The sequence below is a fragment of the Streptomyces sindenensis genome (genome assembly GCF_014649035.1).
In the GTDB taxonomy this organism is placed as follows: domain Bacteria; phylum Actinomycetota; class Actinomycetes; order Streptomycetales; family Streptomycetaceae; genus Streptomyces; species Streptomyces sindenensis.
Map to the genome: position 1 here is coordinate 1 of NZ_BMSG01000050.1, position 23864 is coordinate 23864.

General features: G+C 73.9%; 19 protein-coding genes. 5 read left to right on the top strand and 14 right to left on the bottom strand.

The window, feature by feature from the left end:
- Nucleotides 1-54: 54 nt before the first annotated feature.
- The 4 genes from IE145_RS31720 to IE145_RS31735 all read right to left on the bottom strand — a co-directional run bounded on the left by IE145_RS31720 (nt 55) and on the right by IE145_RS31735 (nt 5039).
- A complete protein-coding gene (locus IE145_RS31720) occupies nt 55-2907 on the bottom strand; it encodes an outer membrane protein assembly factor BamB family protein (RefSeq protein ID WP_189528879.1) in 2853 nt (950 codons plus the stop codon).
- Between the two features lie 105 nt (nt 2908-3012).
- Entirely contained in the window at nt 3013-3288 is a 276-nt protein-coding gene (locus IE145_RS31725) for a DUF8847 domain-containing protein (protein ID WP_128807207.1), read from the bottom strand.
- A 4-nt stretch (nt 3289-3292) separates the two neighbouring features.
- Nucleotides 3293-4069 carry a TetR/AcrR family transcriptional regulator gene (locus tag IE145_RS31730; protein ID WP_189528880.1) on the bottom strand — a complete coding sequence of 259 codons (777 nt, stop codon included), beginning with the start codon at nt 4067-4069 and terminating at the stop codon, nt 3293-3295.
- 34 nt (nt 4070-4103) lie between these two features.
- Entirely contained in the window at nt 4104-5039 is a 936-nt protein-coding gene (locus tag IE145_RS31735) for an AurF N-oxygenase family protein (RefSeq protein WP_189528881.1), read from the bottom strand.
- 265 nt (nt 5040-5304) lie between these two features.
- On the opposite strand from IE145_RS31735, the gene IE145_RS31740 reads away from it, so the two are divergent.
- The 3 genes from IE145_RS31740 (at nt 5305) to IE145_RS31750 (ending at nt 8376) form a co-directional block, all read left to right on the top strand.
- Nucleotides 5305-6414 carry a ferritin-like domain-containing protein gene (locus IE145_RS31740; RefSeq protein ID WP_189528882.1) on the top strand — a complete coding sequence of 370 codons (1110 nt, stop codon included), beginning with the start codon at nt 5305-5307 and terminating at the stop codon, nt 6412-6414.
- 66 nt (nt 6415-6480) lie between these two features.
- On the top strand, nt 6481-7389 hold the full coding sequence (locus IE145_RS31745) for an ADP-ribosylglycohydrolase family protein (protein WP_189528883.1): 909 nt from the start codon (nt 6481-6483) through the stop codon (nt 7387-7389).
- Between the two features lie 135 nt (nt 7390-7524).
- Nucleotides 7525-8376 (top strand): hypothetical protein, encoded by an 852-nt coding sequence (locus tag IE145_RS31750; RefSeq protein WP_189528884.1) that lies wholly within the window; start codon nt 7525-7527, stop codon nt 8374-8376.
- An 8-nt stretch (nt 8377-8384) separates the two neighbouring features.
- Here the strand turns inward: IE145_RS31750 and IE145_RS31755 are convergent, their stop codons facing one another.
- The 9 genes from IE145_RS31755 to ligD all read right to left on the bottom strand — a co-directional run bounded on the left by IE145_RS31755 (nt 8385) and on the right by ligD (nt 19133).
- A complete protein-coding gene (locus IE145_RS31755) occupies nt 8385-9491 on the bottom strand; it encodes an amidase family protein (protein WP_189528885.1) in 1107 nt (368 codons plus the stop codon).
- A gap of 47 nt (nt 9492-9538) precedes the next feature.
- Nucleotides 9539-11002 (bottom strand): peptidoglycan D,D-transpeptidase FtsI family protein, encoded by a 1464-nt coding sequence (locus tag IE145_RS31760; protein ID WP_189528886.1) that lies wholly within the window; start codon nt 11000-11002, stop codon nt 9539-9541.
- A complete protein-coding gene (locus IE145_RS31765; protein WP_189528887.1) occupies nt 10999-12381 on the bottom strand; it encodes an FtsW/RodA/SpoVE family cell cycle protein in 1383 nt (460 codons plus the stop codon). The genes IE145_RS31760 and IE145_RS31765 overlap by 4 nt, the downstream gene beginning before the upstream one ends.
- A 203-nt stretch (nt 12382-12584) precedes the next feature.
- A complete protein-coding gene (locus IE145_RS31770; protein ID WP_189528888.1) occupies nt 12585-13082 on the bottom strand; it encodes an SH3 domain-containing protein in 498 nt (165 codons plus the stop codon).
- Between the two features lie 94 nt (nt 13083-13176).
- Nucleotides 13177-14559, bottom strand: a complete 1383-nt coding sequence (locus tag IE145_RS31775; RefSeq protein ID WP_189528889.1) for an ATP-binding protein — start codon at nt 14557-14559, stop codon at nt 13177-13179.
- Nucleotides 14556-15350 (bottom strand): hypothetical protein, encoded by a 795-nt coding sequence (locus IE145_RS31780; RefSeq protein ID WP_189528890.1) that lies wholly within the window; start codon nt 15348-15350, stop codon nt 14556-14558. Before IE145_RS31780 ends, IE145_RS31775 begins: the two co-directional genes overlap by 4 nt.
- Before the next feature lie 197 nt (nt 15351-15547).
- Nucleotides 15548-15865 carry a zinc ribbon domain-containing protein gene (locus IE145_RS31785; RefSeq protein WP_189528891.1) on the bottom strand — a complete coding sequence of 106 codons (318 nt, stop codon included), beginning with the start codon at nt 15863-15865 and terminating at the stop codon, nt 15548-15550.
- Nucleotides 15862-18045 carry a HEAT repeat domain-containing protein gene (locus tag IE145_RS31790; RefSeq protein WP_189528892.1) on the bottom strand — a complete coding sequence of 728 codons (2184 nt, stop codon included), beginning with the start codon at nt 18043-18045 and terminating at the stop codon, nt 15862-15864. Before IE145_RS31790 ends, IE145_RS31785 begins: the two co-directional genes overlap by 4 nt.
- A gap of 182 nt (nt 18046-18227) precedes the next feature.
- Nucleotides 18228-19133, bottom strand: a complete 906-nt coding sequence (gene ligD / locus IE145_RS31795) for a non-homologous end-joining DNA ligase (protein ID WP_189528893.1) — start codon at nt 19131-19133, stop codon at nt 18228-18230.
- A gap of 78 nt (nt 19134-19211) precedes the next feature.
- Here ligD and ku point away from each other — a divergent pair, with 78 nt between their 5' ends.
- Together ku and IE145_RS31805 are read left to right on the top strand one after the other, a co-directional pair.
- Nucleotides 19212-20291: a non-homologous end joining protein Ku gene (gene ku / locus IE145_RS31800; RefSeq protein WP_189528894.1), complete on the top strand. Its 1080-nt coding sequence runs from the start codon at nt 19212-19214 to the stop codon at nt 20289-20291.
- Between the two features lie 53 nt (nt 20292-20344).
- Nucleotides 20345-22225 (top strand): serine/threonine-protein kinase, encoded by a 1881-nt coding sequence (locus IE145_RS31805; protein ID WP_229825992.1) that lies wholly within the window; start codon nt 20345-20347, stop codon nt 22223-22225.
- Here the strand turns inward: IE145_RS31805 and IE145_RS31810 are convergent.
- A complete protein-coding gene (locus IE145_RS31810; protein WP_229825993.1) occupies nt 22194-23831 on the bottom strand; it encodes a hypothetical protein in 1638 nt (545 codons plus the stop codon). The genes IE145_RS31805 and IE145_RS31810 overlap by 32 nt on opposite strands.
- Nucleotides 23832-23864 lie beyond the last annotated feature (33 nt).

A 23864-nucleotide genomic window follows, 5' to 3' on the forward strand; every position in this document is an offset into this window, starting at 1 on the left:
ACGCCTCACCGAAGACCTCAACCGCGAGTGATCAACGGCTTACCCAACACTTTCTCAGGCCACTGGGAAGGCGTAGAAGGACCTGTCCCGCTGGACGACGACCGTCTTGCCGAAGGCGAGCGTCCGGTACGACGCGCGGACCGGTTCCCCCTTGGGGTCCGCTGCCCCGATGTCCTGGAACTTCCACAGCCGTTCACCGTCGGCCGCCGCGAACGCGGTGACCTGGACGGCATCGGCGGCGATCAGCGTCTTCTCGCTGCCGCTCAGCGTGAGCGAGGGGGCGGGGCCGGTGCCCGGTACCTCGGTGGAGCGCCGCCACACGAGCCGACCGCTCTCCCGCTCCACCGCGCCGACCAGCCGGCTGCGTTCGGTGGTGTGGATCAGGGGTCCGGCGATCAACGGGGTGCCGAACCACGAGTCCTCGCTGCCCTCGACGCGCCACAGCGGCTTCGCCGTGTCCGCCTCGAAGGCCTGGAGGTCCCGGCCGACCGCCGCGTACAGCGTGCCGTCCTCGTCGCCCGTGGTGGCGGCCTCCAGGGACGCGGCGCCGTACTGCTTGGTCCACAGCAGCTTGCCGGTCTTCTGGTCGAACGAACGGACCGACCCCTTCCCCTTGGCCTTCTTTACCTCGGCCGCCGTCAGACTGGCCGCGTCCTGCCGTACGAGGACGTCGGCGGAGCGCTCCGCGACCACCCGGTAGGCGGGGGTGCCGGGGTCGCGGCCCGCGGGCACGGAGGTGCGCCACAGCTCCTTGCGCTGCACGATGTCGTACGCGAAGAAGTAGGCCTCGACGACTTCCTTGTCCTTGCCCTTCTTCTTGCCCTTCTTCGGCTTCGGGGCCTTCTCGACGACCGTGTGCGACCCGGTGAACCAGATGACCGGGCCGGAACTTCCGGCCAGCCGCCCGACGGTGAGCCCCGGCAGGTCGTCGAAGGCCTCCGTGTAGCGCACGCGGTGCACGACCTTGCCGTTCTTCGGCGACAGCCACAGGAACTCCGTCGGGCTCGCCACGAAGACCAGATCCGCGCCCGCCGCCAGCGCGGCCTGCCCCTTCGCTCCGTCCGCACGCTGCCACAGCCGCTTGCCGGTGCGCAGGTCCACGGCGCTGGCCTGGCTCTCGCTGGTCACCACGAGCAGCTTGTCCTGCCAGAGCGCGGTGGTGAGCGGGGACGATTCGGAGGCCGGGTGCGCGTAGATCCAGCGCGGCTCGGGGGCCTGCCCCGGGAGCGTGGGTCGGGGCTTGGGCGCCGGCTTGTCGTCCGTCGCCTCGGCGGTGCCCCCGGACCCGAGCGCGGCGACCGAACCGCCGCCCACGATCAGCCCGCCGACGGCCGCCGCCGCGATGGTCAGCAGCGTCCGGCGGCTGGTGGCGGGGTCGGGCGCCGGGGCCGGTGCGGGAGGCAGCGGCAACGACACCATCGGCCCTCCGCCGGGCCCGCCCGGACCCGCGGGCCCGGCCGGGAGCGCGGCCGCGGGGTACGGGGCGGGTCCGCCGTGCGTGTGTTCCGGCTGCTGCGGGGCGGCGGGGCCGGTGGGCAGGGCGAGCGGTGCGGCGGGCTGCGCGGAGTGCGCGGCCGGGAGGGCGGCCGGGGCCTGGGGCGCGGTGAGTTCGTGGGGGAGGGCGAGCTGGGTGGTCGGCCGGTCGTTGTGGGGCGGGCGCGGCCCGGTGTTGAGGAAGCGGGTGGTGCCCCGGTCCTCACCGATGCCCCCGTCCCCATCGCCGTTTCCGTCCCCATCGCCGTTCCCGCCCGTGTTCCGCGCGGGCGCGTCGGCGTCGGCGGGCTTCCGGAGCGCGTCCGCGTCCGCCGGCCGGGCGTCCTCGGGCTCCGGGGCGGGGCTCTCGGCCTCGGGAGCCCCGGAGGCCGCGACCGGCGGCGCGGCCGCGTCCGCGGGCCGGGCGTCCTCGGGGGCCGCCGGGACATCCGCCGTACCGGAATCCGCCGTAACGGGGTCCGCGGTGCCGGGGTCCGCCGTGGCGTCCCCCTCCTCCGGCACCTCCAGGGCCAGGACCCGCGCCTCCTGGTCCGCCACCGCCGCCGCGAGCGGCTCGGTCAGCCAGCCGCCCCGGGCGAGGCCCGCCGCGCCTTCCAGGGCCAGTTCGGCGGCGACCGTGCCGGCGGTGGGCCGCTGATCCGGGTCCTTCGCCAGGCAGTTCGCGATCAGCTCGCGCAACTCCTCCGGTACGGCGTCGAGTCCGGGCTCGTCCTCGGCGATCCGGCGGGTGGCCTCCTCGGCCGGGCCCTCCGTGAACGGGGTCGTCCCGGTCGCCGCGTACGCCAGCAGCAGCCCCAGCACGAACAGGTCGGAGGCGGCGGAGACCTCCTTGCCCTCGATCTGCTCGGGCGTCAGATAGCCGAGCCGTACCGACAGCTGGCCGCCCGGGCGGGCCTCCGCCGAGGCCGCAGCGCCCAGCGGGCCGAAGGCGGTGAGGCGGGGGCCGTCGGCGGCCAGCAGCACCGTGCCGGGGGCCAGGCCCTGGAGCACGGACCCGGCGGCGTGCACCCGGGAGAGGATCTCGGCGACGCCCGCGCCCAGGACCCGCAGGGCCCGCTCGGGCAGCGGACCGGCGATCGCGATCGCCTCGGCCAGCGGCAGCGCGGGGACGTAACCCGCCGCCGTCCAGAGCGGTTCCGCCTCGTCCTCGGGTGTCCGTGCCGGGTCGCCGCCGTCCAGGGGCGGGGTCACCCAGCCGCCCGCGAGACGTTCGGCGGTGCGGGCCTCGGCCTGGAAGCGGCGGCTGAAGACGGGGACGGCGGCCAGTTCGGGGCGGGCGGCGGTGATCAGGGCCGTCTCGCCGGACGCGAGATCCCGGGCCACGTACCGCACGGCGCTCGCGCCCTCGTCGAAGCGGGCCAGCGCGGTGAAGCGGCCGAAGCGGCGTGGATCGTCCTGACGCAGCGCCTCCATGGCGCACCCCCTTGTGACCGTTGTACGGCGACCGGATGGCCCGTCCCCGGCGCCTGACCGTCGATCTTAGAGCCTGTGCCGTACGCGAGGACCGCCCGCCGTCGTTCAGTCGCGGCGGGGCGGCTTGGACCAGGGCCACTTGAGCGTGCGGTGCTCACGGCCGCCGGGGGCGTACTCGTACACCCAGCCGCGCTGGAGCCCGAGCCGCTTGGTGTAGCCGGCCGGGACCCGCTGGTAGGCGTACACCGTGGCGGGGCCGCCGTCGGGGGAGGGCACGGGGACCTCGTACCACTTCGGCGGATGGCCGGTCGGGCCCAGCAGGACCGGCAGGACCCGGCCGTCCAGGGGGCCGCCGCGGAAAGGGGTGTTCTCGCTCTTCACCCGGTCAGTCTGACGCAGGGGACGCGGGCAGCAGGTGCGCCGCCTCCGCGACGACCGGAATTACTCGTTCCGCCAGCTGTCCGGCCGGTCCTTCGGGCGTCTCCAGGGCCAGCAGGTCGTTCATCACCGCCGCGGTCTCCGGATCGGAGGCCGCGGTCGCCGCGAGCAGGGCGATCAGATGGTCGACCAGCCAGCCGCGCAGCTCGGCCGCGGCCGGCTGCTTCCCGTCGTCCAGCCACATCAGCGAGGCCGCCTCGACGGCCGCGATCCAACTGCGCACCATCATCCGCAGCCTCGGCCCGGCGGGCTGTTCCCCGGCCCCGCCCACCCGCCCGAGGTGCCGCAGGATCTCGTCGGCCGCGGCCCGGCGCACCCCGTCCACGATCGTCGTCGTCCGGGAGGTCTCCACCACGCTCCCGCCGCGCAGCAGTGCGCTGAACCCGGTGTCGTGCTCGTCGACGAAGCAGAGGTAGCGGTCCAGGACCCGGGCCACCCGTTCGGTCGGCGGGCCCACCGGCGGTTCGGTGAAGCACAGCGTCAGCTCGTCCGCCGCCGAGCCGAGCGCGGCCTCGTACAACTGCTGCCGTCCGCCCGGGAAGTAGCGGTAGACGAGCGGCCGGGACACCCCGGCCGCCACCGCCACCTCGTCGAGCGACACCTCGTCGGGCGCCCGGTGGGCGAAGAGGCCGAGCGCTGCCAGCAGCAGCTGGGCGCGGCGCTCCTCGACGCTGAGCCTCCGGTACGTCGCCCGGGGCGGCGGGACTGCGGCGGTGGACGTCATGCCCCCGAGCCTAGACCGTGCCGGCCGGTACACCTCAGGCCAGCAGTCCGGAGCTTCGCCACAGTCGGCGGCCGACCCCGTTCAGCAGCCCGATGTCGTCGAAGAAGTCGGTGAGCCGTTTCGCGCCGGACTGCATGACCTCCGCGCGGTGCCCGCTCGCCCTCACCTGGGCGACGGCCTCCCGGCGGTCCAGGCCGACGTTCTCGTACACCTGCGGGTTCACGAAGCAGACGGAGAACACCCGGGCCGCCTCGCCGCAGCTGACCTTGGTCAGCTCCCGCTCCCAGCGCGGGGCGGTCACCATCTGGCGGCGCAGCTCCTCCCGGGCGTACCGGACGTGCCGGGCCTCCTCGATGACATGGATCCGGGTCACCCCGCGCACCAGGGTCTGTACCCGCTCGTCCGGGAAGGTCAGACGCTGCATCCAGTCGAGGATCTCCTCGCCGAGCAGGGTCGCGGCGAACGAACCGGGGGTGGTGGAGACGGTCTTCAGGACCCGCGCGAGGTTGTGGTAGACGCGCGGCACCGGGTACGTCGGGGCGCCGCCCCAGTCGATCATGCGCCCGAACATCATCGAGTGCCGGCACTCGTCGGCTATCTCCGTGAGCGCGTAGCGGACGTGGTTGCTGGTGACGGGCTTGTCGTAGATGTGCCGGACCAGCAACTGCATCAGGATGATCTCGAACCAGATGCCGAGCGAGGCCAGGGCCGCCGCCTCGTGCCGGGAGAGGTCGAGGCGCTGCTCCTCGGACATCCGGTCCCACATCGGGGTCCCGTACAGCGAGAGCAGCTCCGGCGGCCAGAACCACCTGCCGTCCTCGACGGCCGCGTCCCAGTCGAGTTCGGTGTCGGGGTCGAAGGAGTGCCTGGCCGAGGATTCGAGCAGCCGCAGGGCGATCTGCTCGCGGTCGCGGAGCGGCCCGAGCGCGTCGCGGAGCACGGTCGCATCGCGAGCGGTGACGGTCGTCATGGCGGGAGCACCTCACAGGGGGACCGGGAACAGGGGGACCGGGAACAGAGGCTGTCGGAAACGGAAGCTACCGGTGGTCACCCCTTATGAGACTGCTCGTCAGCAAGGCCGTCAATCCCTTGCGCACGGTTCCGTCCGACTTGTTGACTCGATGTCTACCAACGTGTGAACCTGCCGAAGAGGCGGCTGGCGCGCGCGCTCAACTGCCTTCGGCTTCAAGGAACTTGTCGATCATGTCCCGCTGTCCGAGGCGAAGGAGCCGTCCGTGTCCACCCATGAGCTCTACACCAGCCCGCCCGCCGAACCGATCTGGCAGGTCCCCGCCGCCGGAGCCGCCCGGTTCAGCTGGGACTACGACGACGGCCGCGAGCGCCTCCTCGCCCTCTACCGGAAGGGCAAGGACAAGCAGTGGGACGGCGACAAGCGCATCGACTGGTCCCTGGAGGTCGACCCCGCCGACCCGCTCGGCACCCCCGACGAGGCGCTCACCCTCTACGGGACCCCGCACTGGGCGAAGATGACGGAGAGGGACCGCGGCGAACTGCGCAAGCACTACGCCTCCTGGCAGTTCAGCCAGTTCCTCCACGGTGAGCAGGGCGCGATGGTGTGCGCGGCCCGCATCGTGGAGTCCGTCCCCGACCTGGACGCCAAGTTCTACTCCGCCACCCAGACCATGGACGAGGCCCGGCACGCCGAGATCTACGGCCGGTTCCTGCACGAGAAGATCGGCATGCTCTACCCGGTCAACGACAACCTCCAGGGGCTGCTGGGCGACACCCTGCGCGACTCCCGCTGGGACATGCCCTACCTCGGGATGCAGGTCCTCATCGAGGGCCTGGCGCTGGCCGCCTTCGGGATGATCCGCGACACCACGACCCAGCCGTTGCCCAAGCAGATCCTCGCGTACGTCATGCAGGACGAGGCCCGGCACGTCGCCTTCGGGCGGATGGCGCTGCGCGACTACTACAAGCAGCTGAGCGACGCCGAACTGCGCGAGCGCGAGGAGTTCGTCATCGAGGGCTGCTACCTGATGCGGGACCGGCTCAGCGGGGTCGAGGTCCTGGAGAACTTCGGCATCGGCACGCAGGAGGCGAAGGACCTCTCGGAGCACTCGGAGTACCTCCAGCTCTTCCGGAAGCTGCTCTTCAGCCGCATCGTCCCGTGCGTCAAGGACATCGGCCTGTGGGGCCCGCGCCTCCAGAAGGCGTACGTCGCCATGGGCGTCCTCGAACTGGGCGACTCCAACCTCGACCTGCTGATGTCCCAGGACGAGGAGATAGCCGAGCAACTGGACCGCGACCGCTTCGCCGCCGAGGAGGAGGCCCGGGTGGCGGAGGTCGCGGAGGCGATCGACGAGGGCGCCGACGCCGCCTGAGGGCGTCGCGGCGGGCGGGGCCGATAAGAGGTGTACGCGGACCGGGCCGGCGGTCAGGATGCGGACATGACGACGAACCCGCCCGCAGCCACCCCGGTCAGCGCAGCCGGTCACGCCGCCGCCCGCCGCAGCCTCGAAGGTCTCGCGCTCGGCGACGCGTTCGGGGAGCGCTGGTTCCCGCTCTTCCGCGAACCCCGGCAGGCCGTGAACGAGATCCGGGCCCGCCGCACCCCGCCCGAACCCCTCTGGCACTGGACCGACGACACGGCCCTCGCCCTCGCGCTGACCCGCTCCCTCGACGAGCGCGGCCACGTCGACCAGGACCACCTGGCGCTCTGCTACGCACTTGCCTTCGACGCCGACCAGGCCCGCGGCTACGGCCACGGCATGCACCTCCTGCTGCCCCGGCTGCTCGACGCCCCGGCCGACTGGCGCACCCTGGCCCCCCGACTCTTCGACGGCGGCAGCCTCGGCAACGGCGCGGCCATGCGGGTCGCGCCGCTCGGCGCCCGCTTCCACGAGGACCTGGACCGGGTCGCCGGACAGGCCGCGCTCTCGGCCGAGGTCACCCACGCCCACCCGGACGGCATCGCGGGCGCGGTGGCCGTCGCGGTGGCGGCGGCGCTGTCGGCGCGCGGCGAACTGACGCTGGACGCGGTCGCGGAACGTACGCCCGAGGGGCCGGTACGCGACGGGGTGCGGCGCGCCGCACGGACGTCGTTCAGCACCGAACCGTGGCGGGCGGCGGACCTCCTCGGCAACGGGCAGCGCATCCGGGCCGACGACACCGTGCCCTTCGCGCTGTGGAGCGCGGCCCGGCACCGGGACGACCTGGAAGCGGCGCTCTGGGCGACCGCGGCGGGCCTCGGCGACGTCGACACCACGTGCGCCATCACCGGCGGCGTGGTCGGGGCGGCGACCGGGACGGCCGGGGCGCCGCAGGAGTGGCTGCGCAGGCGTGAGCCGCTGGGGTGAGCCGATCGGGGCGAGCCGTCGGGGGAAGGTGGCCGGGCGGGCGCGGAGCCGCTCGTCCCGGCCGCATTCTCTCGACCTGATACCGATATCGGCCGGACCGAAATTCCGTTCGCAAACGTGTCGTAACGTGAGCCCATGACCACCCCGCCGCACCCGCCGCAGGGCCCCTACGGGCCGCCGTCCCCGCAGAACCCCTACGGCCCGCCGCCGGTCGCCCCGGGGTCCGTCCCGCAGCAACAGCCCTACGGCTACCCGCAGCAGCCCCCGCCCCAGCAGGGCGGCTGGGGGCAGCCCGGCATACCCGGCGGTGGCGGCCCGGCGATGGGCGGCTGGCCGCCCGCGGGCCCGCAGCCGCCGCGCCGGAAGCGGACCGGGCTGATCGCCGGGATCGCGGTCGGCGCGGTGCTGGCGGCGGGCGGCATCGTCTACGGCGTCACCCAGCTCGCCGACAAGGGCGCCGACCTGGTGTACCCGAAGGCGGAGTACGAACTCGTCGTGCAGCAGAAGCTCCTGGACGGCGAGTTCAGCCTGGAGCAGGACCTTTCGGAGACCGAGGGCGAGGAGATCGAGAAGACCCCCGACGCCAGCATCCGGGACGCGGAGGCGGTCGTCGCGCAGTACACCTCGGCCAAGGGCGGCGCGTTGGTGCTGTCCGGGATGCACGGGCGGCTGGCCAGCCCCGGATTCATGCGCGGCAAGATCATGGAGGGGGCGGCGGAGGCCGATGGCGCGACCCTCGTCGTGCCCCCGAAGACGTTCCGGCCCGAGGGGCACTCGATCACGATCGAGTGCCAGGTCGTGCGGTCGAAGGAGTCCGGCGGCATCGCCAACATCCCCATGTGCGCCTGGGGCGACGACAACACCGCCGCGATGATCGGGGTGATCCGCCCGGAGACCCTGCTCAAGGACCCCAAGTCCATCGACCTGGCGGCGGTCGCGGCGGAGACGGCCAAGGTCCGTGAGGAGGCCCGCCGGCCGCTCGGCTGACCCGCCGCTCAGTCCCGCCCGGCCAGGGGCGGCGTCCGCGCCGGGGGCAGGGCGTCCTCCACGGCGCGGGCCGCGGCGAGCAGCCCCAGGTCCGCACCGCGCGGGGCCACCACCTGGAGCCCCACCGGGCAGCCGTCCCCGGTGAATCCGGCGGGCAGGCTCGCCGCCGGGTGCCCGCTCAGGTTGAACGCCCAGGTGAGCGCCGTGGAGTAGCGGGTGCCCGGGCCCTCGTGGCCGTGCGGCCGGTTCGGGGTGGCCGGGGTCAGCAGCAGGGCCCCGCCGGCGAGCAGCGCGTCCAGCCGCTCGTCGTTCGTCCGCCGCACCCGCACCGCCTCCGGGTCGTCCGGCGAGCCGCCCCGTACGGCCGTCCAGGCGCCCGCCGGGTCGAGCAGCCCGGCGTCACGGTCCAGCAGGCGTACGGTCCCCGCCGCGACGAGCCGGTCCACGGCCGCCCGGACGACGGCCGCCACCTCCGGGTCCACCTCCGCGAACCCGAGGTCCTCGCTGTACACGGCGGGCAGAGGGAGACCCGGGGCCTCGTCCGGCGCGCCGCCGCCGTCCAGCACCCGGCGCAGACACGGCTCCGCTGCCGCCGCCGTCCGGGCCAGCACCCCGGCCGAGGCCAGTCCGGTCCGGTCGGGGGAGGGCAGCAGCCCGTTCGTCGTCTTCAGCCCGAACACCCCGCACCAGGCGGCCGGGATCCGGACCGAGCCGGCCCCGTCGCCGCCCGTCGCCGCCTCCGCCATTCCGGCCGCCACCGCGACGGCCGCCCCGGCCGAGGACCCGCCCGGAGTACGGTCCGCCCGCCACGGGTTGACCGTACGGCCGTGCGCACCCCGCCCCCAGGTCTGCCAGGCGGTACCGGGGCCGGGCACCGAGGTCGCACCCACCGGGACCCCGCCCGCCGCGATCAGCCGGCGGGCCGCGTACGACCGGATGCCGGAGGGGCCCTTCACCGCGAACGGCAGCCCGCCCAGGGGGAGTCGCCGGGCCACGGCCTCCCGCTCCCGGGCGAGCGCCGCATCCGGCCAGACCTCGATGAAGGCGTGCAGCGCCGGGTCCAGGCGCTCGATCCGCTCCAGGGCCCGCGCCACGGCGGAAGTCGCAGGTGTCATGCGGCCAGTCTGCGGGTGCTCGCCCGCACAGCGGACCGGAGCCCGGACTACTCCCGCTCCTCCAAGGCCGCCTCCATCACCGCCCGGGCGATCGGGGCCGCGCTGCCGCCGCCGCTGATGTCGGCCCGGTCGGCGGCGGCGTCCTCCACCACCACCGCCACCGCGACGGCGGGGCGGCCCGAGTCGGCGGCCTGGGCCCAGGAGATGAACCAGGCGTACGGCAGACCCGAGTTGTCGACGCCGTGCTGGGCGGTGCCCGTCTTGCCGCCGACCCGGACCCCGTCGATCGCCGCATTCGACCCGGTGCCGTTCTCCACCACCTCGACCATCATCCGCTGGAGCTGCACCGCCGTCGCCGGGTTCATCGGCCGCTCGTACGACTCCGACCGCTCCTGCCGGACCGTGTCCCCGGTGTTCGTGGTCACCCGGTCCACCAGATACGGGCGCCGCAGCTCCCCGCCGTTGGCGACGGCCGAGGCGACCATCGCCATCTGGAGCGGGGTCGCCTTCGTGTTGAACTGCCCGATCGAGGACAGGGCGAGCTGGTCCTCGCTCATGTCCGTGTCGAAGTTGCTCCTGGCCACCCCGGACGGAATGCGCAGCCCGGTGTCGTTGAAGCCGAACTTCTGCGCCGTCTCCACCATCCCGTCGAGGCCGACCTCCACCCCCAGATGGGCCATCACCGTGTTGCAGGAGACCCGGATCGCGTCCGCCAGCGACGCGTTCTCGCAGCCCCGGGCCTCGTTCGGCAGGGTCGTTTCCGTCCCCGGCAGGACGTACGGCGACGGGGTGTCCGTGGCCGCGTCGGGGTCCGTCACCGCCCGGGAGTCCAGGGCCGCCGCAGCCGTCACGATCTTGAAGGTGGAGCCCGGCGGATAGGTCTGCCGGATGGCCCGGTTGAGCATCGGCATGCTCGTGGAGGCGTTCAGCCGGGACCACGCGTCGGTCACCGCCGCACCGGTCCCGGACAGCCGCTCGGGGTCGTACGACGGGGTCGAGACCAGGGCCAGGATCGCGCCCGTCGACGGATCCAGGGCCGCCACCGCGCCCCGCCGCCCGCGCAGCCCCTCGTACGCGGCCTGCTGCATCGACGCCTTGACGGTCGTGACGACATCGCCGCCGGGCTGCCTCCCCCGGGTGAACTCGTTCCAGAAGGGCAGCGGGGCCAGCAGCGAGTCCGTACCGGAGAGCACGGCGTCCTCGGCGTTCTCGATCAGCGTGGTGCCGTACGTCTGCGAGGCGTATCCGGTCACCGGCGCGTACAGCGGGCCGTGCAGATAGGTGCGCTCGAAGCTGAGCTGCTCGCCGGTCTCCTTGTTGCCGGTCACGGGCCGGTCGCCGACCAGGATGTTCCCGCGCGGCTGGTCGTAACGGACGATGGCCGAACGGCGGTTGGCCGGGTTGTCGTCCAGCTCGTCGGCCTCGAAGAGCTGCACGCGGGCCGCGTTGACGAGCAGCGCCACGAGCAGCAGCAGGCAGAAGGCGGCGGCCCGCCGGATGTAGCGGATCACCGGTTCCCCTCCTCCGCGGCCGCCGCGACGACCCCGGTCTCCACCTGTTCCGGACGGGGCCGGCGCGCGACATCGCTGACCCGGATCAGCAGCGCCACGATGATCCAGTTGGTGACGACGGACGACCCGCCCTGCGCGAGGAACGGCATCGCCATCCCGGTCAGCGGGATCAGCCCCATCACCCCGCCCGCGATCACGAACACCTGGAGCGCCAGGATCGAGGCGAGACCGATGGCGAGCAGCCGCCCGAACGGGTCGCGCAGGGCGAGCCCGGCCCGGTAACCGCGCGCCACGAGCAGCGCGTAGAGCAGGAAGATCGCGGTCAGCCCGCTCAGCCCCAGCTCCTCACCGGCCGTCGCCAGGATGAAGTCGGTCTTCGCGGCGAAGCCGATCAGGATGGAGTTCCCGGCGCCGAGCCCCGTCCCGAACATCCCGCCCGCCGCGAAGGCGAACAGCGACTGGGCGAGCTGGCCCGGTCCCCGCCCCGCGTCGATCGAGGCGAACGGGTCGAGCCAGTCCTGCACCCGGCTGTGGACATGCGGTTCGAAGGACCCGACGACGAACGCCCCGACGGCCGCCAGAAGCAGGCCCACCGCGATCCAGCCGGTCCGGCCCGTCGCCACGTACAGCATGATGACGAACAGCCCGAAGAAGAGCAGCGAGGTGCCGAGGTCGCGCTCCAGCACCAGCACGCCGACGCTCAGCAGCCAGATCGCCACGATCGGCCCGAGCACCCGGCCCGCGGGCAGTTGCAGCTTCCCCATCCGGCGGCCGGTGTACGCGAGCGCGTTGCGGTTGGCGGCCAGATAGGCGGCGAAGAACACCGCCAGCAGGATCTTCGCGAACTCCCCGGGCTGGAAGGAGAGTCCGCCGATCCGGATCCAGATCTTCGCCCCGTTCACCGCCGGGAAGAAGATCGGCACGATCAGGAGGACCAGCGCGGTGGCCACCGAGAGATACGCGTACCGCTGGAGCACCCGGTGATCGCGCAGCAGCACCACCACCACGGTGAACAGCGCGACGCCGAGCGTGGACCAGACGAGCTGGGTGGGCGCGGCCTGGTCCCTCGGCGTCTCCAGATCGAGCCGGTAGATCAGCACCAGGCCAAGTCCGTTGAGCAGGACGGCGATCGGCAGCAGCAGCGGATCGGCGTACGGGGCCCGGAAGCGGACCGCGACATGGGCGAGCAACGCCAGCGCACCGAGCCCGGCGCCGTACCCGGCGACGTCCGGCGGCACGGTGCCGTCGTGGGTGAGCCCGACCGCCGCGTAGCCGGAAACGGAGATCAGGACGCCCCCCACGAGGAGGGTGAGCTCCATCCCGCGCCGCTTGGGCAGGCGGAGCTCGGGCGGGGGAGCGTCCGCCCTCGTTGCGGTCATGCTCCGCAACGTAGCAAGAGGAGGGCGATATTTCCCTTATGTCACGCCTTCGCCGATTCCGGAGCCCTTCCGTGTACGCGCCCGCCGGTGGAGGACACATGCGCCCCGCCCGCGGAGGACACATGCGCCCGCCCGCGGAGCGCGCGGCGACAGGGGCCGGGCTCCGCGGGCGGGCGCGGGAGCGGTGTGCGGGTGACGCGAGGTCAGCACCACTTCGGCGCGGCGCCGATGTTCTCGATGTAGCGGGCCGAACCCCAGGCCCAGGTGCCGTCGGTCAGCAGGTACCAGCGGTTGTTGCCGTCGACGTTGTCGCCCGTCGTCTTGCAGAAGATGTGGACGACCGAGCCGTACTCCACCGAGCCGACGATGCGGCTGCTGCGCGTCGGCTTGTCACGGAGCAGCAGGTACGGCTTGGCGATGACCCGTCCCTTGTACGTCCGCTTCGGCGCCTGGGGCCGCGCCTGGCCCTGCTGCTGCGCCTCCTGCCGGGCCTGCTGCTGTGCCTCGTGCTCGCGCTGGAGCGCCGAGGCGGAGAGCTCGTCGGACGTCGGGTCCACAGCGGTGGCCTCCGCGCGCTGACCGACGGGCTGGGGGTCGGCCGCCATGGCGGCGGGGGCGGCGGCCGTGAGCGCCGCGAGCGTGCCGGTGGCCACGCAGAGACCGAGCCGGCGGAGCCGCGAGGGGCGGGACAGGGGGGACATGCTGCCTCCATGCGATGAGGAAAGCGGAACGTGGGGGACACGAGCTGGGCTCGTGATCGTCACGCTAAAATCGCCACTCACGGTCTGCAACGCGTCACGATGCGTGAGACCCGCTCGCCGTTGAGCCGTCCGGGTCGTCCGGGCCTCGTCGACCCCTGTCCCCACCGGGGTTCCCGTCGGGATCGGCGTCGTCGAGCCGCACGTACTCCGGCAGGGTCAACCGGGCGAGCGCCCCGCCGTCCGGCGCACTGCCGAAGTCCAGCCGGGCGCCGATGACCTGGGCCTGGCCGAGCGCGATGGTCAGCCCGAGACCGTGCCCCTTGCCCGCGCCGTCCGTGCGGAACCGCTGCGGCCCGCCGTCCAGCAGATACGCCGGGAACCCGGGCCCGTGGTCCGTCACGGTGACCACCGCGCCGTCCACGCTCAGCACCACCGGAGGCGCCCCGTGCCGGTGGGCGTTGGTCACCAGGTTGCCGATCACCCGCTCCAGCCGCCGCCGGTCGGTCTCCACCCGGGCCGCGCCGCTCACCCGTACCTCTGTGCCGGTGCCCGACGCCCGGACGACCCGCTCCGCGATCGGCGCGAGATCGTGCACGGCGAGGTCGACCTGCTCGGTACGGGCGTCCAGGCGGGAGATCTCCAGCAGGTCCTCCGTCAGCGCCCGCATCGCCCGCACCCGGTCGCGCACCAGCTCCGCCGGGCGGCCCGGCGGCAGCAGTTCGGCGGCGGCCGACAGACCGGTCAGCGGGGTGCGCAGCTCGTGCGCCACATCGGCGGTGAACCGCTGCTCGGTCTGGAGCTTGCGCTGGAGGGTCGAGGCCATCGTGTCGAGAGCGCCCGCCACGATCGCCACCTCGTCCTGGGCGCGGACCGGCCTCGCGGTACGCGGGTCGTCCACCCGGGCGTCGAGATCGCCCGCGCTGATCCGGCGGGCCACCCGGGCGCTCTGGTGGAGCCGGCGGGTCACCCGGCCGACGGCGAACAGCCCGACGAGCAGGGTCGCGGCGATGGCCAGCAGCGAGGAGCCGATGATCGCCCGGTCGAGGCCGCCGATGGTGCGGGCGCTGTGGCTGTAGTCCGTCCAGGTGGCGAGCGCCCGCCCGTCCGCCGGGCCCGCCGCCCACATGGCCGGGCCGCTCCGGCCGTCCGGATCGCCCGGCCGGTGCGGCCCGTCCGCGACGACCGTGCCCCGCTCGCCACCGGCGGCGAGGGCACGCAGCGAGGCGGGCAGGCCGGGCGGGTCGATGCCGGACCCCCGGGGCAGCGGCTCCCCGGCCTCGTACGCGTCGGTGACCACCTCCAGCCGGGCCAGCGCCTTCTCGCGGGCGTGCTCGACGGTCTGCCGGGTGACCGCGGTGTGCACGAGCACGCCGAGGAGGGCGGCCAGGGTGCAGCACATGGCGGTGAGGAAGACCGCGGACTTCCAGGTGAGGCTCGCGGCCCATGAGGGTGGGCGGAAGCGGCGGCGCCGTCTCATCGCGTCCCCGCGGCGGAGCCGGACGGCGTCGACGCGCCCGGATCCGACGGGGCGTCGGTGGACGGGGCCGGGGTGCCCGTCGCCGGCTTCGTCGGCGTGCGCCGGGGCCTCGGGCCCTTCCGGTGCTCGGGCGTCCGCAGGATCTCGTCCCGGGTGGGCAGCATCGCGCGCTGCCGGTCGTCCCATGACCACGCGGTGCGGTACTCGTACCCCGGGATCACTGAAGGGGCCCGCATGATCAGGTCCCGGCCCGCCAGCTCCACGCTGATGACGGCGTCGTAGGTGGACATGATCCGGGTCAGCCCGCCCCCGTCCGGCATGTAGACGCGCACGGCGAGCTGCTGGTCGGGCATCCGGACGCCGAGCACCAGTTCGTCCCTGCCATCGCCGGTCAGGTCGCGGTAGTACGGGGGGAGGACCGGGCAGTCGTCCGGGGCGGTCCGGCACGCCTTGATCTGCCGCACCGTGGAGTCCGGCAGTTCGTCCAGGCCGCTGTCCCGGTCCGTCTTCGCCTTCAGCCCGGCCTGGGTCACGGTCACCGGGTCCAGCCGCCGCACATCACCGCCGGTGACCCGGATCCCCGGGATCCGCGCGGTCTCGCCCTCCCCGTAGTCGTACGGGGCGGAGGAGGCGGGCGGCAGCTCCGGCCACAGGCCCTTGGGCTCGACGGCCGACGGCGTCTCCCCCGCGCTCTCCAGCCCGCCCGCCGCGCCGCAGCCGGACAGCAGGGTGAGCGCGGCGACGGCGGACACGGCGGTGCGGGTCGCCGCCGGGGCGCGGTGCGGACGCAACTCTCGCCTCCTCCTCGACGACAGAGGCTTCACACCCTAATGGGGCGGCCGTGCGCAATGCCCGGTTCGCACCAGTGCGTCACGGTGCGTGGCTCCACGGTCGTCGCAGGGTCAGCGCTCGGGGCAGGGCTGGTCCCGGGCCGGGTCGGCGCTGGTGCGGACCGAGACGGGGTCAGCGCTTACGGACCGACGCGGGGTCAGCGCTGGTACGGGTTCCGCCCGGGCGGCGTGACGCCGGGCTGCTGCGGGGCCTGACCGTAGGCGTTGCCGTCCTGCCCGGCCGCGGCCTGGGCGAGCAGCCCGTTCGCCTCCTCCTCGGGTATCTGCCGCTCCCCGCCGCAGAACGTGCACTGCGTGGCGTACTTCGTCGAGAACGGGAACAGCGGCACGAAGAACAGCGTGAACTTCGTGACCCGCTTGCGCAGGGTGTGCGCCGCGGGGTTGCCGCACCAGCCGCACACCATCGTCAGGACGGCCAGCTGATAGAGGTAGCCCTTGGTACCGAAAATGATCATGGCGTGCTTCCCTTCCCCGTCCCCCGGAGCGCCTGCCGGCACAGTGCCAGGAGCTTTTCGTCCTCGTGGATGTCATGACTGCCGTACCCGCCGTCCATCGCGTTGTGACGGCGTACGGAGGCGAGTTCGCTCCGCAGGACGTGCGCCGCGGCCGACCCCTCGGGGACCGGCCCCATCCGTGCCAGGCATTCTGCCACCCGGACCCGGACATGGCGGTTCTGTTCCCAGGCGGTGAGCAGGGCCGCCACGCTCTCTCGCGACCGGCCCGACACCTCCCACAGTGCGATCGCCGCATCGACCCGCAACCACACCTCCTCGTGGGCCAGCAGCCCGCGCAGCCGGGGCGCGGCCACCGCGGCGCGCGGCCCGAGCGCCCCCAGCGCCACCGCCGCCGCCCGCCGGTCGTGCACCTGGTCCGACCGAAGGCCCTCGATCAGCACCGGCAGCACCGCGTCCGCGTCCCCGGAGACCGCCCACAGGGCCTCGGCCGCCTCCGTCGCGGACGCCGTCCCCGGCCGGCGGATCAGCGCCCGCAGCTCGGGGACGGCCTCCCGCGCGGCGGGCCCGAAGGCCCCCAGCGCCCGCAGCGCCGCCGTACGCAGCCACTCGCCCCGGTACTCCGGCGCCCCGCGCAGCACCCGCAGCACCTCGGGGGCCGCCTCGCCCGTCCGGAGCGCGGTCAGCCCGGCCAGCAGCGGGCTCGCCCGGTCGTAGGCGTTCTCGTCCAGCTCCACGTCCGCGAGCCTGCGCCGCAGCGGGCCGGCGAGCGGCCGGGCCGCCGCCCCCAGGTGGCCCACCGCGAACCCCACGTCGTGCGCCACCTGCTCCCGCTCCAGCGCCGCCGCGAGCGCGGGCACCGCACGGGCGTCGCCGAGCCGGGCCAGGGCCTTCACGGTGGAGCCGAGTCCGGGCGGGCCGCCTGCCCAGGTCTTCACCCAGCCCCCGGGGTCGGCGGCCAGCCGGGCGGCCAGGGCGTCGGCGGCGGGCGCGGCGAGTTGGAAAAGCTCCTCCAGCACATGGGACGCGGCCTCGGCGAGCCGGGGCTCGGGGTCGGACAACTGCTCGCCGACGAGCGCCACCAACTCCTCGTAGGGGCCGCGCCAGGCCCGTATGAGCCCGCCGCTCATCCGCACGGCGTCGATGCGCTGACGGCGGTCGGGGCTGCGCAACTGGTCGGCGAGCAGCGCGGTGCGGTCGCCCACCCGGTCGTCGAGGCCGACGTGCAGGGTGCGCAGCAGATCCGCGGCCCAGGGGGCGCCGCGCCCGGCGTTCTCCTGGGCGGACAGGGAGCGCAGCTGCCCCACGAGCGTCGGCGTCACGACGTGCTCGCCCCGCCCGGTCTCCGCCGACGCCACGGGCTCCGGCTCGTCGTCGTCCCGCGCGGCGGTCCCCCCGGGAGAGGCGCCCGCTGCCGGAGCGGCGGGCTCCGCCGGGCCACCGGACTCGTCCGGCGCCGCGCGCATCTCGCGCAGCAGCCCCGAGACCACCGGCACCACATCACCGGGCAGTCCGTCGGGCGAACAGCGCGCCAGCTGGGCCAGGGCCGCGAGCCGCAGCCCCGGCGATTCGGCCCGGGACGCCAGCAGGCCCAGCCACGTCCCGACCCGCTCCGCCAGCGGCCGGTGCCGCAGGGCGACCCGCCCGGCCGCCTCCACCAGGGCGAGCCGCACCTCCTCGTCGGGCTCCACCGGCAGCCGCTCGCGCAGCAGGGCCAGTACCCGCACGGGGTGCCGGTGCAGCGTGGCGAGGGCCAGCGGGGCCGCGAGCCGCACCCCGGGGTCCTCGTCGGCGATCAGCTCGAAGAACACCCCGGCGCCCGCGGTGACCGCGGCCGCCGCCATCGCGTAGTTCGCGGCGCCCTCGATCTCGTCCTCGTCGATCTCCGCCTCGTCGTCCTCGTCGAGGTCGAAGCCCCCGATGCTGGTGAGGAGTTCGACGACGCCGCCCCGGTCCTGCACCCCCGGATCCACGACCAGCTCGAACAGGAACGGGATGCACGCGAGCGTGCACGCGTACACATCGCCCTGGTGGTGCACCGCCCCGTACATGCCGTCGAGCGCGGCCTCCCGCTCCGCCGGATCCTCCGACGCGAGCCCCCGCAGCAGCTCCGGTACGTCGTCGGCCGGCCCGTAGGCATGCTCCATCGAAGCCCAGTCGACCTCGTCGATCCCCGAGAACACGCCATCCCCTCCCCACGATCACGACAGCGCCCGGACCGGCACGCCACGCGGCGCACCCTGCCCGTCACACCCCTCCCGGCGCGCCCCGCAGGAAGCGCCTGCGCAGAGTGTGCACCACGGCCCCGACAATCCACCCGCCACTTGTGGCCTTTCCTCGCGCCCGTAACCAGGTCATGACCGGGTCAAGATGTTTCGGCGGTGCGGGGGAGCGGGCGACCCTGCCCCGGATCGTTCAGCGGGGCGAGCAGATCGCCGTGCCGGTCCAGCCGGGCGGCCATGTCCCCGGCGCGGAACACCAGGACCCCGGCCTCCCGGCACCCCGCGATCTCGTCCCAGGTCACGGGGGCCGAGACGGTGGGTTCGGGGCGGGCGCGCAGGGTGTAGGGCGTGGCGGTCGTCTTCGACGCGGAGTTCTGGCTGAAGTCGACGAAGACCTTGCCCGGCCGCAGGGAGCGCTTCATCCGGTGCAGGGCCAGCCCCGGAAGGGCCTCCTCCGCCTCCACGGCGAGCCGCTTCGCGTACGCGGACACCTCGCCGGACGGCGTGGGCTCCAGCGGGACCAGCAGATGCAGCCCCTTGGACCCGGAGGTCTTCCCGTACGCCGCCAGCCCGTCCGCCGCGAGCCGCTCCCGCAGCCAGAGCGCCACCGTGCAGCACTCCACGACGGTCGCGGGGGAGCCCGGGTCCAGGTCGAAGACCATCCGGTCGGCGACCCGCGGTGCGTCCGTCCGCCACTGGGGGGTGTGGAACTCCACCACCAGGTTCGCCGCCCACATCAACGAGGCCAGATCGCGCACGACCACCTGCCGGGCGGCCTGGTCCTCGCTGCGGGGGACAGGGGTGGTCTCCACCCAGGCGGGTGTACCGGGCGGCGGATTCTTGGTGAAGAAGAGCTGGCCGCCCGGCCCGTCCGGATACCGCAGGAAGGACACGGGGCGGTCGGCGAGCTGGAGCAGGATCACGCCGCCCACGGTGGCCGCGTAGTAGTGCAGCACCTCGCCCTTGGTCGTTCCCGTGGCCGGGTACAGGACCTTGTCGAGATTGCTGAGCGGGACCCGTCGCCCCTCCACCTCGGTGATCGGCGTCATACGATAAGAGTCACACGAAATCAGGGCATAGCATCTCTATTCGCCAGAGCGTCCTCCACGGTCGACAAGGGGTGAACGGTGAGGTCCATATGGAACGGCGCGATCTCCTTCGGGCTGGTCAGCATCCCGATCAAGCTGGTCAACGCCACCGAGAACCACTCGATCCACTTCCGGCAGGTCCACCTCGCCGACGGTGGCCGGATCCGGTACCGCAAGGTCTGCGAACTGGACGAGGAAGAGGTCTCGGGCGGTGAGATCGGCAAGGCGTACGAGGACGCCGACGGCACGATGATCCCGATCACCGACGAGGACCTCGCCCAGCTTCCGCTGCCCACCGCGAAGACCATCGAGATCGTCGCCTTCGTGCCCGCCGACCAGATCGACCCGCTCCAGATGGACGCGGCGTACTACCTCTCCGCCAACGGCGTACCCGCCGCCAAGCCGTACACCCTGCTCCGCGAGGCCCTCAAGCGCAGCAACAAGGTCGCCGTCGCCAAGTACGCCCTGCGCGGCCGCGAACGGCTCGGCATGCTCCGCGTGGTGGACGACGTGATCGCCATGCACGGGCTGCTCTGGCCCGACGAGATCCGCGCCCCCGAAGGTGTCGCGCCGGAGGGCGACGTCACGGTCCGCGACGCCGAACTCGACCTGGCGGACGCCCTGATGGACACCCTCGGCGAGGTCGACATGGACAGCCTCCACGACGACTACCGGGAGGCGGTGGAGGAACTCATCGCGGCGAAGGCCTCCGGGGAGACCGTGCGCCCCGCCGAGTCCGGGGAGGCCGGCGGCGGCAAGGTCATCGACCTGATCGCGGCCCTGGAGAACAGTGTGCAGGCGGCGAAGAAGTCCCGGGGCGAGGAGGAGGCCGGGGCAGAGGGCGAGGGCGACGGCGAGATGGCCGACGTGCACCCCATCAAGAAGACGTCGGGGAAGCCGTCCACCCGGTCCAGGAAGAAGAGCACCGCGGCGGCGAAGAAGTCCACCCCCAAGCCCACCGGCGCGAAGAAGTCCACGTCGACGACGAAGAAGGCCACCGGAAGCCGGTCGACCGTGAAGAAGACGGCAACGAAGACGGCGGCGAAGAAGCAGACGTCGTCGAGCGGCGGCAGCGGGACGAAGAAAACGGCATCGTCCCGCAAACGCACCTCGGCCTGACGGGCCCGGCGCCCCGCTCCCCGCTGTCCGAAGCCCCCCGTACGCTACGGCCCATGAGCGAAGAAGTCCCCTCGGGGCGGGTGATCGACGGCCGCTTCACGTTGGTCGAGCGGCTCGGCAGCGGCGGCATGGGCATGGTCTGGCGGGCCCGCGACGAGGCGCTCCACCGCGACGTCGCACTCAAGGAGGTGCGGCCCCCGGACCCGGCGCTCGCGGAGTACGACCCCGAGGGCGCCCGCACCCTGCGCGCCCGGGTGCTCCGTGAGGCCCGCGCCCTGGCCCGGGTCGACCACCCCAACGTGGTCACCGTCCACCACATCGTCGACCCCGGCGAGGACGGCTATCCGTGGATCGTGATGGAGCTGGTGGCCGGCTCCTCCCTGCACGACCGGCTCGCCACCGGCCCCATGGCGCCCGCCGACGCCGCCGAGCTGGGGCGCGGCATCCTCTCCGCCCTCAGTGCCGCCCACGCGGTGGGCATCCAGCACCGTGACGTCAAGCCCGCCAATGTCCTGCTGCGTCCCGACGGCCGCCCCGTCCTCACGGACTTCGGCATCGCCGCCATCCGCGAGTCGACCAGCCTCACCATGACGGGCGCCCTCATCGGCTCGCCCGACTACATAGCCCCCGAGCGCATCCGGGGCACGGAGGGCGACCCGTCCTCCGACCTCTGGTCGCTCGGCATGATGCTGTACGTCGCCGTCGAGGGCCGCCACCCGCTGCGCCGGGCCACCACCCTCGCCACGCTGGCCGCCGTGCTCGACGAGGAGATCCCGCCGCCGGTACGGGCCGGGGCCCTCGCTCCGGTGCTGAGCGCGCTCCTCACCCGGGACATCCCGGCACGCCCGGACGCCGAGACCCTCGACCGACTGCTGGCCGAGGCCGCACGGGGCGGCGGGAACGCGGCCCCGACGCCCACGGAGCCGGTACGGGAACGCCCCGGGGGCGCGCACGCCGGGCCCGCGTCCGCCGGGCCCGCGCATCACGGGGGAGCGCGCCCGGCCCCCGAGCACCCCGCCCCGGCCTCCGCGCCCCCCGCCTCCGTCCACGCCGCGCCCACGCAGTCGGCCGCCACGCCGCCGAGGACCGGGCCCGCGCCCTTCGGGCCACCGGTGTCCGACCGAAAGCCGTCGGCACCGGCCCGGCCCGGCGGGTCCAACCCCCCGGAGGACCGGGTTCCGACGGGCTACGCCACCCCGCCCCCCGCTTCCCACGCCACCCAGGACGAGCGCCCCCACCGCATCGAGCGCCGGGCCTGGCGGATCAGCGCCGCCTCGTCCGTCGCCTCGGCCGTGGTGATCGCGGGCGCCATCCTCTGGGCGAACGGCGCCTTCTCCTCGCAGGGCTCCGACAGCGACGACCGCCCGCGCGACCGGGCGAGCGCCCCGCGGACGTCGGCCCCGGGGCCGAACCCGGTCACCGACGGATCCGACGGCACCGGCGAGCAGGACCCCCCGGGGCCGGAGGCGGAAGCGAAGGCGGTGAACCTCCTGACCCCGGACGGAGCGCGGACCGCGATCGACGCGCTGAAGCCGCTCATGGGCGGAACGAAGGTCACCGACTTCACCCTCTACGGCGAACACGCCTCCGCCGAGGCGCCGTTGAAGTCCAACTCCGCGCTGTACGACCGCTTCAGCTACCGCGACGGCCAGGCGAAGAACAACGACATGGGCGGCACCCTGGTGTCCGGGTCCACGACGGTCGACCTGAACTCCGTCGACTGGGACGCGCTGCCCGCCCTGCTGAAGGCGGCGGAGAAGACGCTCAACGTCGACGATCCGGAGAGCAGTTACGTGATCGTGGACCCCTCGTCGCCCTTCCACAACGACCGCCCGGTGCTGCGCGTGTACGTCTCCGACTCGCACGGCGGCGCCTTCCTCACCGCCGAACTGGACGGCCGGATCATCGAGAGGAACCCGCGCCCCAAGGGCTGACCACCGGCTGGATCGGATCGGGGAGTTGCGGCAGGTCCAGGCCGAAGGGGCCGCGCTCGATGACGTACGTACAACTGGTGTAGGTGTAGCCCGGCCGGACCCTGGACCCGGAGGAGTAGCTGTCCACCCGGGAGGTCGCGCCCGTGCCGTGCTTGTAGAGGAAGTGGTACTCCCCGCTCGGCAGCCGGAGCCGGGCCTTCGGGTAGTTCCTGCCGCTCGCCCGGCAGGCCCGCCGTGGGCCCTCGGAGGCGCTGTACCGCTCGCAGCCCGCGCACGCCCTCAGTGTGACGGTGCCGGTGACCGGACCGGTGTAGAGGACCTCGACCGTGTTCGGCGCGTCATTGCTGATGACCAGCTCCATCCGGGCCCCGCCGGGCCGCTTCGACGGCGGCAGCCGCTTGCCCGCGGCCGGCCGGTCGTCGGCTATCTCCGCGGCTATCGCGATGTCCCGGGCCCGCCCCGCCCGCCCGTCGCTCTTGTACGTCCGCGCGAAGTCGGTCAGCGTCGTACGCGCGGCGCCGAACTTCTCGTCCTTGAACTGGTCGACCCCGCAGGCGTACACCCCGTCCACGACACCCTCGTCGGCATCGGCCCGCAGCTTCTTCACGCTGTCGCCGGGCAGCTGGGAGGCGGTGGCGCCGAGGCCGCGCAGCGCCGTGGTGGCCGCGCACGGATCGGCGCCCTTCAACGCCGCGACCTGATCCTTGATCCGCCCGTCGATCGCGGGCGCGACCCGCCGGGCCGATGCGGACTCGGGGAACGTACGCAACAACTCGCCCAGCTCCGCGCCGCCCCCGCCCGCCGCGCCCAGGCGTGAGACCCCGCAGCCGTACAGCGACTCGGCGAGGGGCTCGTCCGGCCAGGCGGCCAGCTCACCCAGCAGCTTCCCGTCCACCGAGTCCGGCAGCGTCCGCAGATACGTCAACGGCGCGACGGCGTCGCAGTGCCGCTTCTTGGCGTACGGGGCGGAGACGGCGTCGTAGTAGGCCTTCAGCCGGTCCGGTACGAGCTCGGCGGCCCGGGACCCGGGATGGTCCTCGCCGAGCGCGCGATAGACGCCGAGGGCCTTCCCGTACTCGCCCTTCGCCTCCCCGAACGGCCGCCCCGACGCGGCGGCGACCCGCTCGTCCCCGGCCTCCAGCCGCTCCAGCAGCATCTGCTCCCGCGCCTCGTCCCGGGCGGAGCCGTACACCACGGCCCCACCCGCCGGCACGGCCAGCAGCACCACGCCCAGCCCGACCGCCGGGCCGGGCCGCCACGCCCCGCCCACCGTCGCGCCCCGGGCGATCCGCGCCCCGTCCGCGGCGGCCACCACGAGAACGAGCAGATACCCGACGAGCACCCCCGCGGGCACCCCGTCCGGATCGGCGGGCAACGCCACCCACAGCAGCACCGCCGTGGCCACCCAGCACACCGCGGCCCGCCCCCAGCGCCCCACCAGGGCGTAACCGAGCCCGAGCCCGGTCAAGTTGAGCAACGCCGCGGCGGCCGCCCGTAACGCCGCACCGGGCGGCGGAGGCCCGACGGACGGCGCGTGCGCGGGAGGCGGCGGCACGGCCCCGTCGCCCCCGTACCCCGCGAGAACGTCGCGATCACCGGACTCCATAACGGTCCCCCCACCGCCGAGCCGAAAAGTCAC